The following is a 14,342-nucleotide window of genomic DNA, read 5'->3' as shown; positions in this document are numbered from 1 at the left end:
TTAAGTTGGCTAGCTCGCTTTCAGTGTAGTTGCCGGGCCGCAGCAGGCTGGACCGGGGAGAACAGCGCCGGCGGCATCTGCACGAAGAAGCCTTTGGCCTGCAGACTGGCGATGACTTTGGCCGAGTCGGCGCGCGCCAGCTTGCGTTCCGGCGTCAATTCAAGCTCCATGACGAATTCGAGCCGGCCAAAGCTTTTGTAGAGTTGTTCCGGCACGGCCGAAAAATCGTCTTTTTTATCCAAGTAAAGGTAAAGTTCGTCCTTCTTCAGGCTTTTGTAAATAAAGCAGTTCATGTTTGCCGCTCCTGATGTAGCCCTGCCAATTCTAACGGTTTTTGTTTAGAATTTTCAGCCCTTGTCGACCTAGACCGCTTTCGCAGATGAAAACCAGCCCGTTCTCCACCCAAAATTTTTTTAACGCGGCTTGTTATTTCGAGTCGGCATTGGCCGGCTTGGCCGTGCTGTTCGGCTGGCTGGCCGATGTCGATCCGTTTCAGGACTTGTATTTTTCGGAAAGTGCCCTGGCAATCGGGTTGCTGGCGACTTTGCCGTTATTGTTGTTGTTTTTTGCATTGCAACGTCTGGCGTATCCGCCGTTGCAAGCCATCCGTGAATTGCTACTGGATACTCTGGGCGCCAGGTTGAGCGACCGGCATTGGGCCGACTTGCTGGTTTTGGCTTGTATCGCCGGCTTCGCCGAAGAGGCCTTGTTCCGCGGCTTCTTGCAGCCCTGGCTGGAATTGCGCTGGAATGCCGAACTCGGCCTGCTGTGCAGCAACGTGGTATTTGCCCTGGTACACGCCGTGACGCCTTTGTATGCGTTGTTGGCGTTCCTGATGGGTTTATATTTGGGGGCCCTGCTCGATTACGGCGGCGGTCGCAATCTGCTGACCCCGATCGTGATCCACGCGGCTTACGATTTCGTGGCCTTTGTTGTTATTCTGCGCGATTACCGTAATCGCCTCGACAGGAGTGTTTAATGTCCGTCACCTCCCCGTTGCCGTCCACCGCTCTGCGCAGCCATTGGCTGGTCTGCGCCGCGATGCTGCTCATGCTGATTGTTTACAATGTTGTTTGCCATGTCTGGGGGGCTGAGCTGCAGATCGCGGTCAGCGAAGAGCGTCGCGTGTTGCTGCGCAGCGTCTTGTACGGCGTCGCGATCGTATTGTTTCCGTTGACCAATCTGACCAGGCATGTCTTGTTGCGGCTGAACCAGACCATGCCCGGCCCGAGAAGCGCGGGGCAACGCTATTTCACGACGGTAACCGTCAGCCAGGCCCTGATCGAATGGGTCGGCCTGTTCGGCCCGATCATGATTGTGCTGGGCGACGGCTTCAATACCTTATACATATTCAGCACGATGCATGCCTTGGGCATATTCCTGCATCGTCCGAAAATGGCGGAATATCATGCGATTGTTGCGGCGCTTTCGGCGCAAAACAGCCGGGGCGAGTAAGTCCTTGACTATTTCGGGTTTTTAGGAACCTCAGTAAAGTTGTACAATGGCTGGCTCATCCACGATTAGCCCCCAGGTGTGATTTATGCAAATCATTCAAGAAGCTCTCACCTTTGACGACGTCTTATTGATCCCCGCCCATTCCAGCGTGCTGCCGCGCGAAGTCGAGTTGAAAACTCAGCTCACCCGCAAAATCAAATTGAATATCCCGCTGGTGTCGGCGGCGATGGATACCGTCACTGAAGCCCGCTTGGCGATTGCGATCGCTCAGGAAGGCGGCATCGGCATCATCCATAAAAACATGACCGTCGAACAACAGGCGGCGGAAGTCAGACGGGTGAAAAAATACGAGAGCGGTGTCATCAAGGATCCGATTACGGTATCGCCCAATGTCACGGTGCGGGAAGTATTGGAATTGACCCGGGCGAAAAACATCTCCGGCGTGCCGGTCGTCGACGGCGAAGAGCTGGTCGGTATCGTCACCAGCCGCGATTTGCGGTTCGAAACCCGGCTGGAGGTGGCGATCAGCCAGATCATGACGCCGAAAGACAAACTGGTGACGGTAAACGAATCGTTCAGCCATAAAGAAGTGATCGAGAAATTGCATACCCACCGCATCGAAAAGGTGTTGGTCGTTAACGATGCCTTTCATTTGCGCGGCATGATCACGGTCAAGGACATCCAGAAAGCCAAAGACAATCCGCAAGCCTGCAAAGACGAGCAGGAGCGCTTGCTGGTCGGTGCTGCGGTTGGTACCGGAACCGATACCGGCGAGCGGGTCGCGGCTTTGGTGGAAGCCGGCGTCGACGTCATCATCGTCGATACCGCCCACGGCCATTCCCAGGGCGTGCTGGACAAGGTGCGCTGGGTCAAACAAAACTTTCCGCAAGTGCAAGTCATCGGCGGCAACATCGCCACCGCCGCGGCGGCCAAAGCCCTGGTCGAAGCCGGCGCCGACGGCGTCAAAGTGGGTATTGGTCCCGGCTCGATTTGCACTACCCGCATCGTCGCCGGCGTCGGTGTGCCGCAAATCACCGCGGTCGCGAACGTAGCCGCCGCGTTGAAAGGCACCGGCGTGCCGCTGATCGCCGACGGCGGTATCCGCTATTCCGGCGATGTCGCCAAGGCTCTGGCGGCCGGCGCGTATGCCGTGATGCTGGGCGGTCTGTTCGCCGGTACCGAGGAAGCGCCGGGCGAAGTGGAACTGTTCCAGGGCCGCTCCTATAAATCCTATCGCGGCATGGGTTCGTTGGGAGCCATGTCTCAGCAACAAGGTTCCAGCGACCGCTACTTTCAGGAAGACACCGAGCAGGTCGAAAAACTGGTGCCGGAAGGCATCGAAGGCCGGGTGCCTTATAAAGGCAGTGTGTTGGCCATCATCCACCAGTTACTCGGCGGCGTGCGTTCCAGCATGGGCTATACCGGCAACAGCACCATCGCCGAGATGCGGGAAAACGCCCAGTTCGTGCGCGTGACCAACGCCGGCATGCGTGAAAGCCACGTCCATGACGTGACGATTACCAAAGAAGCGCCCAATTACCATATGAACTAAACCGGCCGCGCCGGTTTGCGCACCGGACCCAAGCCGGTCCGGTGCGAATCTCAACCCTCACAACCTCGTAAGCGCAATGTCAGAAACTTCTTCGACCCCCTGCAATTTATGCGGCAATCACCATGTCAGCGTACTGTCCATGCGCAGCCGAAGCGGCGCCCAATTGCGCACCGTGATCTGCGACCAGTGCGGCTTAGTCTGGAGCGATCCGTTTCCGCACGATCCGCGCCAGTTTTACGAAGAAGAGTACCGGCTGGACTACAAAAAGACCTACGCGCCGCAAGCCAAACACATATTGCGTGCCGGCCGAGTGGCGATCGAACGTCACGACAAGATCAAGCATTTGCTACAAAGCCGGAAGACCATGCTTGATGTCGGCACCGGCGGCGGCGAGTTCGCTTACCTGATGCAGGCCTTGGGCCACGACATTCAAGGTATCGAACCGAATAAAGGCTATGCCGAATACTCCAAAGCCCAGTATCAGTTGAACTTGCAGGTCGGCTTTGTCCAGGACGGCGACTTTAGCGATGCCAGCTTCGACTTGATCACGATCTGGCATGTGCTGGAACACACCGCCGACCCTGGTTCGGTACTCGGCTTCTTGCGCAAGTTACTGAAACCCGACGCGACCTTGGTCGTGGAAGTACCGAATGTCGAAGCGGTGTGCCAATCGCCGGCCAGCAGTTTCCACGAAGCGCATTTGTTCAACTTCAATGTGCAAACGCTGCAAAAAATGGGCGAAAAAGCCGGCCTGCACGCGGTCGGCCATTTGCTGTCGGCGGACGGCGGCAATCTGACGATGTTCTTCCGGCCTGCCGCCGCCGCTGCCGCAACGGATTGGCGACTGCCGGGCAATGCCGAGCGGATCAGTGCCGTGGTCAAAGGCCATACCAATTTGCGCCATTACATGCGGGCGGCGCCGTATTTGCGATTTGTGAGAAAGTTGCAACGTACCATTGCCGAGCGCAACTTGAGTCAGCAAGTCGCCGACAGTAAAGCCTTGCTCGATCAACTTTATCGCGACCATCGGCTGCTGTGACAGCCGACCGCGCCAATAGCCACAAACAGGCCTTAACCGGTTAAGGCCTCTCCAGTATCATCGAAGGTTACACCGTGACGAATCCTGCCGCCGCCAACATCCATTCCGACAAAATCCTGATCCTCGACTTCGGTTCGCAATACACGCAACTGATCGCCCGCCGCATCCGCGAAATCGGCGTGTACTGCGAAATCTATTCCTGCGACAGCAGCGACGAAGAGGTCAAAAACTTCGGCGCCAAGGGCATCATCCTGTCCGGCGGCCCGGAGACCGTGACCAGCAGCGACACGCCGCGCGCACCACAATCCGTGTTCGAACTGGGCGTGCCGGTATTGGGGATTTGCTACGGCATGCAGACCATGGCCGAACAGTTGGGCGGCAAGGTCGAATCGTCCGACCACCGCGAATTCGGTTACGCCCAAATCCGCGCCCGCGGCCACTCGAAACTGCTCAAGGAAATCGAAGACCAGGTCTCGGCGGAAGGCTTTGGTCTATTGGACGTGTGGATGAGCCACGGCGATCGCGTGGTTGAACTGCCGGCAGGTTTTAAACTAATCGCCAGCTCGGACGGCGCGCCGATTGCCGGCATCGCCGACGAAGAGCGCAATTTCTACGCGCTGCAATTCCACCCGGAAGTCACCCACACCAAGCAGGGCGGCCGCATCCTCAGTCGTTTTGTCTTGGACATCTGCGGCTGCGCGGCGCTATGGAATTCCAGCAACATCATCGAAGACAGCATCAAGGCGGTGCGGGAAAAAGTCGGCAGCGACCAAGTCATTCTCGGCTTGTCCGGCGGCGTCGATTCCTCGGTGGTTGCCGCGTTACTGCACCGCGCCATCGGCGAACAACTGACCTGCGTCTTCGTCGATACCGGCCTGCTGCGCCTGCACGAAGGCGACCAGGTCATGGCGATGTTCGCTCAGCATATGGGCATCAAAGTGATCCGGGTCGATGCCGAAGCGCGTTATATGAGCGCGTTATCCGGCGTCAACGATCCGGAACAGAAACGCAAAATCATCGGCGGCCTGTTCGTGGAAATCTTCGACGAGGAAGCCGGCAAACTGACCGACGCCAAATGGTTGGCGCAAGGCACCATCTATCCGGACGTAATCGAATCGGCCGGCGCCAAGAGCGGCAAGGCGCATTTGATCAAATCGCATCACAACGTTGGCGGCCTGCCGGAAAACATGACCTTGAAACTGGTCGAACCGCTGCGCGAACTGTTCAAGGACGAAGTGCGCAAACTCGGCCTGGAACTGGGCCTGCCCGCCGACATGATCCACCGCCACCCCTTCCCCGGCCCCGGCCTGGGCGTGCGCATTCTCGGCGAAGTCAAAAAATCCTACGCCGACCTGCTGCGTCGCGCCGACGACATCTTCATTGCCGAACTGCGCAACCACGGCCTGTACGACAAAGTCAGCCAAGCCTTCGCGGTCTTTCTACCGGTCAAATCGGTCGGCGTGATGGGCGACGGCCGCAAATACGACTACGTCGTCGCCCTGCGCGCCGTGGAAACCATCGACTTCATGACCGCCCGCTGGGCGCATCTGCCGTACGACTTCCTGGACTTGGTTTCCCGTCGCATCATCAACGAAGTGCCGGGGATTTCGCGGGTGACTTACGATATTTCGGGTAAGCCACCGGCGACGATTGAGTGGGAGTAGTGGCGTAATACGGATTCCTTAGCGGCAGTCCGTCCGAAATTGCCGTAACTCCAGCGAACTGCAGCGGCCGTTGCCGTTTGTCCGAATCTCGGGTAAAACCCTCTGCGATTTCGACGGGAGCGGTTAGGCATGGCTAAAGCTAAAAAAATCTGGGTCAATTTGGCCAGTGCAGGGGCGGCATTGTTGTTGGGGATTAGCGGCCTGGGCTACGCCTGGTTGCATAGTTCGTTGCCGGCGCTGGATGGCGAGCGCCGCTTGCCGCAGTTGGCGGCGCCGGCGGCGGTCGCAACCGACCTGCACGGTATTCCGTCGATTCATGCCGCTAGTCGGACCGACGCGGTGCGGGTGCTGGGTTATGTCACCGCCCGCGACCGTTTGTTTCAAATGGATTTGATGCGGCGTAAGAATGCCGGCCGTTTGGCCGAAGTCTTCGGCGACAAGGCCTTCGACAGCGACAAGCAGGCCCGGATTTACGGTTTTAAGCTCCGCGCCGGCCGTGTTTTTGCGGCTTTGCCGGTCACGCACCGCGAGTATTTGCAAGCTTACGCCGACGGGGTCAACAGCTATCTGATGCAAGCCAGGGTGTTACCGTTCGAGTTCGGCGCCCTCGGTTACAGTCCGGAGCTCTGGCAGGCCGAGGATTGCTTGCTGATGATGTTCGGCATGTTCGAAACGCTGACCGCGCGCGCCGAGCAGAGCGAGCGGATGTTGAGCGTGATGCAACGCAGCTTGCCTGCGGCCGCCGTCGCTTTTTTCACGCCGGATACCGACCGCTATACCGATCAACTATTGCAAGCGGGAGCCTCTTTGCGGCCGTCGCAGCCGGTGCCCGCCGCAATCTTGCAGCCGTTGTTGGCGCAGAGTGGAAGGGTTGGGCCGCAATTGGCCGACGCCGCTGCCGGCGAAAGCCTGGCCGGCTCCAATGCCTGGGCGGTCAGCGGCCGCAAAACCGCGGACGGTCGGGCAATTTTGGCCAACGACATGCATTTGAGCATCAACGTCCCCAATATCTGGTACCGGATCGAGCTGGCGTATCCGGGCGTGGAAGCGGTCGGCGTCAACTTGCCCGGTACGCCATTTCTGATCGCCGGTAGCAACCGCTATTTGGCCTGGGGGGTGACCAATCTCGGCGGCGATTTTCTGGATTTGGTCCAACTCGAAACCGATCCGGAGCATGCCGGACAGTACCGCGACGGCGACGGCTGGCGCGCTTTCGAGCAACGCCGGGAGACGATTCGAATCAAAGGCGGCGGCGAACGCGAATTGGTGGTCCGCGAAACTCGCTGGGGCCCGGTCGCGGATAAGCCTTTGCTGGGCCGGGCGGTCGCGATTCGCTGGGCGGCGCTGGACACGGAAGCGGTCAATACCGAATGGCTGGAATTGGAGCAGAGCCAAAACCTCGAGCAGGCCTTGGCCATCGCCAACCGCGCCGGTGTGCCGCAGCTGAACGTGCTGTTTGCCGATAACGGCGGCCGGATCGCCTGGACCTTGACCGGCAAAATTCCGTTGCGCTTCGGCGGCGACGGTTCGGTCAGTACCTCCTGGGCCGACGGCAATACCGGTTGGAGCGGCTATTTGCCGCCGGAACGGATGCCACGCAACCTGGACCCGGTGCAGGGCTTTCTGGCCTCGGCCAACGAGCGCCGGTTCGGTGCCGACTATCCGGTCGTGATCGGCCACCAGTTCGCCAACGGTTACCGGGCGTTCCGGATTTCGCAAAAACTGCGGCAAACGGCATTGCACGACGAATGGTCGCTGTTCAATCTGCAATTGGATACCGAATCCGAGTTTTTCGGTTACTACCGGCAACTGGCCTTGCACGCGCTTAGTGGTATCGATCCGGCCGCGCAAGCCGAAACGGCGGCGATTCGCGCTTATTTGCTGGCCTGGAACGGCCGTGCCGATGCCGACAGTTTGGGGTTGCCGTTATTGGTCGAGTTTCGCAAACAACTGATCGAAGCGGTAATTCCGCCGTTTCTGGCGGCTTGCAAACAAGCCGATCCTGAGTTCAGCTACGCCTGGAATTACGTCGATACGCCGTTGCAGGCCTTGCTGAGCGCTGCCGATCCGGCCCTGTTGCCGGACGCCGCTCGGTATCGGGATTGGGATGACTTTGTCGCAGCCCAACTGCAAGCCGCTGCCGGCAAATTGTTGGCGCGCAATCCCGGCAAAAAATTGGCCGATCTGACCTGGGGTTCGCAGAACAAGGCCGCGTATGCGCATCCGTTCAGTAAGGCGATGCCGTTTCTGGCGGCGTTTTTGAACATGCCGGAGCAGACGCTGGCCGGTTGCACCGGATATTGCGTCCGGGTGGCCGGCGCCAATTTTGCCGCCAGCGAGCGCTTGGTGGTCTCGCCGGGGCATTGGCAAGACGGCATTCTGCATATGCCCGGCGGCCAGTCCGGTCATCCGCTGTCCGAGTTTTATATGGACCAGCAGCCGTATTGGTTGCAGGGGGTGCCATTGGCGTTGCAAGCGGGCGATGCCGAATACCGGTGGACGCTGAAACCCTAAGCGTTGTATTGCTTCCGGCAGGCGGTTTTGATCGTCGGCCCATTGCTAATGCCGGCGAGCTAAACCCTGGGGCCAATCCCACAAACGCCGATGCCTCGCTATACTTCCGGTCGGCTGACAGTGACCGTTTTGTGAGGGATACGGGTATTTTTGATTATCGGTTTATAGCTAACGCTTTTTTACGGTACTCTGAAGCCGTTTGGCTGCCTTAACCGGCTTTCTTTTAACACTACTGTATCCCGAGAAATATTCGTAAGTATGTTCAACCGCAAACTCCAACGATCCGGCTTTACCTTGATAGAGGCACTGATTGCCACCGCGATCGTCGGCATCCTGACGGCGATTGCCGTTCCGGCCTATAACGGCTATATCGACCGGACCCGAAATTCGTTGGCGATCAGCGAGATCATGGCCATCCAGACCGAGATTGAGCGCTATTACACCCGCGAATTCCGCTATCCGGACTCGCTGGCAGCTTTAGGCACCGCCTTGCCCAATGGCGGCATCGATCCCTGGGGCAACGCCTATGTCTATCTGAATATCGTTAACGGCGATCCGGGCGTGATGGGCGATGTCCGCAAAGACGGCGCCTTGAATCCGATCAATACCAACTACGATTTGTACAGCATGGGCAAAAACGGCGTGACCAAACCACGAATCAGCCAGAAAGACAGTGTGGACGACATCATTATTGCCCGCGACGGCGCATTTGTCGGTTTGGCGGCCGATTTTTGAGTTAGCGGCGATGAACTGGACGCTGCCGATTTTCAATAGCAAGGTGGCGCGGCGGATTTTACTGTCGTTCGTCCTGGCGGCGCTGATACCAATCCTGCTGTTGGGCGGACTATCCTACCGCCAGGTCGAAACCCAGCTGCGCGGCCAAACCGGCAAAGCCTTGCAGCGCAGTTGTAAGGATTACGCTTACGGCCTGGTCGGCCGCTTGATCTTTTTGGACAAGTCGCTACGCATGGCCGCCATGCGTTTGGAGCAAGCCGGCCCCAGTCGCGGCGGTGCGGCAGTCGGCGAGGAGATTCGGCAATGGTTACAAGGCCAGTTTGCCGATTTGGTGTTGGTAGGCCCGAACGGGGCAACGCTTTCCCCCGCTGCTGACGCCGGCGAGGTTCCGGAACTCGGCGAGCAAGAGCTGAAGTTAGTCGGGGCCGGCAAGACCTTCATCGGAGCGGCCGCGAACCGGAGCGGCAGCTACAGCTTGTGGATGGCCGTCAATCTGGTCGAAAACCGCCCGGAAGCTGGGATCTTGATGGTGGAATTAAAGCCGGAACAATTGTGGGAAGCGGAAAACATCGATCCGAACAATCTGTTATGGATCATGAATGCCGCCAGCCGCCAGCTATTGTTCGCATCGGAGCCGGAGTACGGGCTGCCGGCCGACGCCAGAGACCGGCTGGCACAGCTCAACAGCGACCAATTCGATTGGCAAATCGGTAACGAAACCTATTTGACCGCCTCCTGGAAGTTGCCGGTCGGCAATTTGTTTGCCGGTTCCGATCTGGTCATCGTCCAAAGCCAGCCGGCTGCGGTGGCCTTCGCCGGCATGCGCCAATTCAGAGAGATTTACCCGCCGGTGACGGCGCTGGCGTTGCTGGTGGTCATTTATCTAAGTATGCGTATGATCGGCAAGTACCTGACGCCGCTGGCCAGCCTGAAAGCCGCCACACAGGACATTGCCGCGGGCAATTTCGACACCAGGGTCCTGATCGATAGCCGGGACGAGTTCGAAACCCTGGCCGATTCGTTCAATGCCATGACCCAACGCTTGCGCGGTCAATTCGATCTGCTCGAGGCCATGGCCGAAATCGACCGCACCATTCTGTCGGCCTTGAACGCCGGGGACATTATCGAAATCGTATTGAACCGCCTGCCCGGCATCCTCGGCTGCGAGATGATCGCGATAGCCGATATCGACCCGGTACACTTGGCGCTCGGCAATATCCGCGTCCGTAGCGGCGGCCAAGCGGTCGAGCTGTCGCAAGAGCCTTTGTTTCTGGAGCAGCAGGATTTTACCGGATTGCTCGAAGCCGGCATCCAGCTCCTGGCGCTCGAACCGAACCGGCCGGCGCCGTCGGCCTATCTGCAACGTTTGCGCGGCGAGGGGGCTTGGCAATATCTGATCGTGCCGGTGGCGATCAACGGTGCTCTGGCGGCCTTGCTTTGCTTGGGATACAAGGCGCCGAACACTATTTCGGCCGAGGCCAGACAAGCCGCGGCCGATTTTGCCGACCGCATCGCCGTGGCCTTGTCGAATGCGGCCTGGGAAGAAAAGCTTTACCGGCAGGCGCATTACGATCCTTTGACCGATTTGCCCAATCGACTGGTGTTGCACGACCGGCTGCAACAGGAGTTGGATAGAGCCCGGCGCGACGAGTCGCAGGTTGCGGTGTTTTTCCTTGATCTGGACCGGTTCAAGAATATCAACGATTCGCTCGGCCACACGGCCGGCGACGAGTTGCTGGCGCAGGCGGCGCGGATTTTTTTGCAATGCGTACGCAAAACCGATTTGGTCGTCAGGATGGGCGGCGACGAATTTGTGATCGTGCTGTCCGATTTGCATCAGCACGGCAACCCGGCCGGCTTCGTCACGACCATCGCCGAGAAAATTCTGGCGGCGATACAGCGTACCCTGGTCGTCGCCGGATTGCCGGTCAAGATCGGCAGCAGCCTGGGCATCGCGATGTTTCCCGGTGACGCCGACAATGTCGAGGACTTGTTGAAAAATGCCGACGCCGCAATGTACCACGCCAAAAGCGAGGGCCGCGGCGTGTTCCGGTTTTACTCGCCGGAACTGAATGCCGCCGCGTTGGAAAATATCAAACTCGAACACGAGTTGCGCGAGGCCGTTTCCCGCCAGGAATTACTGGTTTACTACCAGCCCAAGGTCGACTGGAACGGTCGCATCGTTGGTGCCGAAGCCTTGATTCGTTGGCAGCATGCCGAATTGGGCATGGTCTCGCCGGCCAAATTCATACCATTGGCGGAGCAGACCGGCTTGATTGTCGAAATCAGCGATTGGGTGCTGGAACAGGCCTGCCTGTGGGTCAAGTTCTGCCATCAGCAAGGCTTCGAGCCATTGCGGGTTTCGGTCAACCTGTCCGCTATCGATTTCAAACGGTCTGACCTGGTGGAAAAGGTGGCGGCGGTTTTGCACTCGACCGGCATCGATCCGTGTTGGCTGGAGTTGGAATTGACCGAGTCGGTCGTGATCGGCGATGTGGCAAGCTGCGTCGCGAGAATGCAGCAATTGAAAGACCTGGGCTTGACTCTGTCGATGGACGATTTCGGTACCGGCTTTTCGTCTTTGTCTTATCTGAAGCAATTGCCGCTGGACGTGTTGAAAATCGACCAGTCTTTCGTCCGCCAGCTCGATACCGACGACAGCAGCGAAGCTATCGTTCGGGCGATTTTGGCCCTGGCCGAAGGCTTGGGGATGGAGACGATTGCCGAGGGCGTCGAAAACCAGCAACAGGTGGATTTTCTGAAGCAACAGCACTGCGCGTTTTTTCAAGGCTATCTGTACAGTCGGCCGCTGCCTGCCAACGAGTTTCTGCGTAGTTTGCAAAGCGGTGCCGGGCGCACCGAGCCGGAACGCACGCTGACCGGCTAGGCGTTTACCGCCGCGCTGGCGGTGCACGCAATCTACCGAGTCTATGGCAGAATGCCGATATCGCGATTTTCCCTAGAGAGTGTTTTTATGCCGCTATTCAGACTCCTACCGATTTTATGCAGCGTTATGCTGGCGTCTTGCGCCGAGACGCCGGAGCTGCCGCCACCGGTCCCGCCGACGCAGTTGACCTTGCAAATCAATGCCGGCAAGCAATTGAATCCGGATGCAGCCGGCAAAGCCTCGCCGGTATTGCTGCGGATTTACGAACTGCGCGAACAGAGCGGTTTCGCCGCGGCGGATTTCTTTACCTTGTTCGATAAGGAGCAGCTGGCTTTAGGCGGCGACTTGCTGCGCAAGCAGGAATTGCTGATCAAGCCCGGCGAACAGAAAACGCTGCCGATCGAGCCCGCCGCGGATACGCGCAAGCTCGGCTTCTTCGCGGCCTTCCGCAAACTGGACGACGCGCAATGGCGGGCGTTGGCGCCGTTGGTCTTACACCAAAACAACACCGTTACCTTGGAGATGGACCGCAATGTGCTTGGCGCCAAGGCCAGCGCAGCGGAGCCGGCACCGGCGACGCCCGCAGAGCCTTGAGTTGCCGACCCGCGCAGAGCGCGCGGAAATCGGCTGAAGCCGGGCGGGCTTGAAGCGAGCGCGCTCCGGCCGACTTTATTAAACTATGTTAAGCAATCCATGCCGCTGCGGCATATCGCTTGTTTTTTCGGGCCGAATCGGCCGAGAAATTTTCCCAAGATTACTAAGGCCTTGTTCGGATAGGTGTTGATGCCGATCTGGCACGAGTTTTGGTTGCTTCCGGCCATCGCTTCGCTTGGGCGGGACCATGAGCACTATTCTTGATATTTCCGATCTGATCAAAACCTACGACGACGAATTGCGCCGAGTCATGTTCAGGCGTTGCGGCTGTTTGGACACGGCGGGCGACATCGTCCAGGAAACCTATCAGCGCATGCTGGCCGGCGACTTGTGGCGTCAGGCGGAGAATCCGCGCGCCTTGCTGCACCGAATCGCCGCCAATCTGGCGACCGATTACGAACGTCGCCGCCAGGTGCGCGAGCAGTATGCGCATTACGAAGACGGCGCAGAGGCCGATTCCGGCCTCGACAGTACGGCCGATCCGGAACAAATCAACGCCGCCCGCGAACGTTTGCACCGGCTGATTTCTGCGGTAGAACGGCTGCCGCCGAAATGCCGCACGGTGTTCGTCATGCGTAAATACGACGGCCTGAGCCATGCCGAGATCGCCGAGCGTTTGGGGATCTCGCGCAATATGGTCGAAAAACATCTGCGCAACGCACTGGCGGCATTGCAGGACTGCGACGACTAGCGGCCTTCCTGTTTTTGCGCCATCCCGCGTCCTATAATGGCAACGCTTCCACCATGATGCCGCCGATGAACATATCCGCTCCCCAACCGCTAGTGCGCGACCGCCTCCTGCAATCCCGGCGCGAGACTGCGCGATGAAAATCCCGGCATCGGTCAAGGCCGAGGCTCGCGCCTGGTGGGTCAAATTGGACGGCGCTAGCGGCGATCCCGCGCTGCTGGCCGAATTCGAGCGCTGGCTGGCCGCCGACGCCGCCCACGCGGAAGCCTATCGCCGGTTGCAGCAGTTGTGGAGCGATCTGGCGGAAGTCGAGCCGGGCTTGGTTCCGGTGGCGGCCGATTTGCCGCTCCAGCCGCCAAAACCGGTTTCGGCGAAAATCCGGCAGCGAGCCCGGTTACCGTTGGCGTTGGCGGCGAGTTTGGCTCTGTGGTGGTTGAGCCCGTTGTCCCTGGGTTTGCGCTCCGACTTTCATACCGGTTTCGGCGAAGTGCGGGATATTGCCCTCAGCGACGGTTCCGCCGTGCATTTGAACGGCAACAGCGCGCTGCTGGTTCAATTCGGCGCCGGCCAGCGCCGATTGACGCTGCTACGCGGCGAAGCGCTGTTCGAAGTCAGTCCCGACCCGGCCAGACCGTTTCAAGTGCAGGCCGGCGACGGCCTGATCACCGCGTTGGGCACCGCATTCAATGTGCGTGTCGACGGCGACAATGTCGAGGTTGGCGTCACCGAGCACAGTGTCGCCCTCGACGTGCAACGCGGCTCGGGCCGCCAGCACGGCGTGCTGGCGGAGGGCGAGCAGGCGATGTTTAGCCGGGAAGACGGGATAGGCCCGGCGAGCGCCGTCGACCAGCTGGCCGCCACGGCCTGGCGCCGCGGCAAGCTGGTATTCGAAAACCGGCCGCTCGGCGATGTCGTCGCCGAGTTGAACCGCTACCACCGCGGTTTGTTGCTGATCGGCGATGCGGCGCTCGCCGAACGCCGGGTCAGCGGCGTATTTCGTACCGACCAGCCGCTGGCAGTACTGGCCGCGCTGGAATCTTCTCTACACATTCGTTCCTCCCGCCTCGGCGACTATTTGATTCTGCTACACCGGTAACCGGCGGCGTTTTCTGCGGCGGATTGCGGTTTTTGCGTTTCCTCACCTCCTGTTTTCG

The 14,342-nt window shown here is 59.2% G+C and carries 12 protein-coding genes; 11 read left to right on the top strand and 1 reads right to left on the bottom strand.

Annotation, left to right across the window (positions count from 1 at the left end; all coding sequences use genetic code 11):
* Window positions 1-20 precede the first annotated feature (20 nt).
* Window positions 21-293, bottom strand: coding sequence for a YcgL domain-containing protein (locus ACH518_RS03010; protein WP_278210302.1), 273 nt, complete (start codon window positions 291-293; stop codon window positions 21-23).
* Between the two features lie 86 nt (window positions 294-379).
* Between ACH518_RS03010 and ACH518_RS03005 the strand changes: the two genes are divergently transcribed.
* The 11 genes from ACH518_RS03005 (at window position 380) to ACH518_RS02955 (ending at window position 14,284) form a co-directional block, all read left to right on the top strand.
* Complete coding sequence (locus ACH518_RS03005; RefSeq protein ID WP_278210303.1) at window positions 380-979, top strand: CPBP family intramembrane glutamic endopeptidase; 600 nt, start codon at window positions 380-382, stop codon at window positions 977-979.
* Window positions 979-1,455, top strand: a complete 477-nt coding sequence (locus ACH518_RS03000; protein WP_445371818.1) for a hypothetical protein — start codon at window positions 979-981, stop codon at window positions 1,453-1,455. Before ACH518_RS03005 ends, ACH518_RS03000 begins: the two co-directional genes overlap by 1 nt.
* Before the next feature lie 85 nt (window positions 1,456-1,540).
* Window positions 1,541-3,007, top strand: coding sequence for an IMP dehydrogenase (gene guaB, locus ACH518_RS02995; RefSeq protein WP_140913472.1), 1,467 nt, complete (start codon window positions 1,541-1,543; stop codon window positions 3,005-3,007).
* A gap of 76 nt (window positions 3,008-3,083) precedes the next feature.
* Window positions 3,084-4,046 (top strand): class I SAM-dependent methyltransferase, encoded by a 963-nt coding sequence (locus ACH518_RS02990; RefSeq protein ID WP_445371817.1) that lies wholly within the window; start codon window positions 3,084-3,086, stop codon window positions 4,044-4,046.
* A 74-nt stretch (window positions 4,047-4,120) separates the two neighbouring features.
* Window positions 4,121-5,710, top strand: coding sequence for a glutamine-hydrolyzing GMP synthase (gene guaA / locus ACH518_RS02985; protein WP_445371816.1), 1,590 nt, complete (start codon window positions 4,121-4,123; stop codon window positions 5,708-5,710).
* 129 nt (window positions 5,711-5,839) lie between these two features.
* Complete coding sequence (locus ACH518_RS02980; RefSeq protein ID WP_445371815.1) at window positions 5,840-8,224, top strand: penicillin acylase family protein; 2,385 nt, start codon at window positions 5,840-5,842, stop codon at window positions 8,222-8,224.
* A 258-nt stretch (window positions 8,225-8,482) separates the two neighbouring features.
* The gene (locus ACH518_RS02975; RefSeq protein WP_445371814.1) at window positions 8,483-8,959 is read left to right on the top strand and encodes a type IV pilin protein; all 477 of its coding nucleotides are present in this window, start codon (window positions 8,483-8,485) and stop codon (window positions 8,957-8,959) included.
* 10 nt (window positions 8,960-8,969) lie between these two features.
* The gene (locus ACH518_RS02970; RefSeq protein ID WP_445371813.1) at window positions 8,970-11,846 is read left to right on the top strand and encodes an EAL domain-containing protein; all 2,877 of its coding nucleotides are present in this window, start codon (window positions 8,970-8,972) and stop codon (window positions 11,844-11,846) included.
* Between the two features lie 87 nt (window positions 11,847-11,933).
* Complete coding sequence (tssJ, locus tag ACH518_RS02965; RefSeq protein ID WP_445371812.1) at window positions 11,934-12,440, top strand: type VI secretion system lipoprotein TssJ; 507 nt, start codon at window positions 11,934-11,936, stop codon at window positions 12,438-12,440.
* Window positions 12,441-12,687: 247 nt separating this feature from the next.
* Window positions 12,688-13,191 carry an RNA polymerase sigma factor gene (locus ACH518_RS02960; RefSeq protein WP_445371811.1) on the top strand — a complete coding sequence of 168 codons (504 nt, stop codon included), beginning with the start codon at window positions 12,688-12,690 and terminating at the stop codon, window positions 13,189-13,191.
* Window positions 13,192-13,324: 133 nt separating this feature from the next.
* Window positions 13,325-14,284, top strand: coding sequence for a FecR family protein (locus ACH518_RS02955; RefSeq protein WP_445371810.1), 960 nt, complete (start codon window positions 13,325-13,327; stop codon window positions 14,282-14,284).
* Window positions 14,285-14,342: the final 58 nt, after the last annotated feature.

It is taken from the genome of Methylomonas sp. HW2-6 (genome assembly GCF_052474525.1).
This window is presented reverse-complemented; position numbering and strand designations above follow the sequence as displayed.

Bases quoted from the DNA above. Each gene is read 5' to 3' on its own strand.
- ACH518_RS03005 (WP_278210303.1), top strand. From the start codon at position 380: ATGAAAACCAGCCCGTTCTCCACCCAAAATTTTTTTAACGCGGCTTGT.
- ACH518_RS02955 (WP_445371810.1), top strand. From the start codon at position 13,325: ATGAAAATCCCGGCATCGGTCAAGGCCGAGGCTCGCGCCTGGTGGGTC.
- ACH518_RS02970 (WP_445371813.1), top strand. From the start codon at position 8,970: ATGAACTGGACGCTGCCGATTTTCAATAGCAAGGTGGCGCGGCGGATT.
- guaB (WP_140913472.1), top strand. From the start codon at position 1,541: ATGCAAATCATTCAAGAAGCTCTCACCTTTGACGACGTCTTATTGATC.
- ACH518_RS03000 (WP_445371818.1), top strand. From the start codon at position 979: ATGTCCGTCACCTCCCCGTTGCCGTCCACCGCTCTGCGCAGCCATTGG.
- ACH518_RS02975 (WP_445371814.1), top strand. From the start codon at position 8,483: ATGTTCAACCGCAAACTCCAACGATCCGGCTTTACCTTGATAGAGGCA.
- ACH518_RS02990 (WP_445371817.1), top strand. From the start codon at position 3,084: ATGTCAGAAACTTCTTCGACCCCCTGCAATTTATGCGGCAATCACCAT.
- ACH518_RS02960 (WP_445371811.1), top strand. From the start codon at position 12,688: ATGAGCACTATTCTTGATATTTCCGATCTGATCAAAACCTACGACGAC.
- ACH518_RS02980 (WP_445371815.1), top strand. From the start codon at position 5,840: ATGGCTAAAGCTAAAAAAATCTGGGTCAATTTGGCCAGTGCAGGGGCG.
- tssJ (WP_445371812.1), top strand. From the start codon at position 11,934: ATGCCGCTATTCAGACTCCTACCGATTTTATGCAGCGTTATGCTGGCG.
- ACH518_RS03010 (WP_278210302.1), bottom strand. From the start codon at position 293: ATGAACTGCTTTATTTACAAAAGCCTGAAGAAGGACGAACTTTACCTT.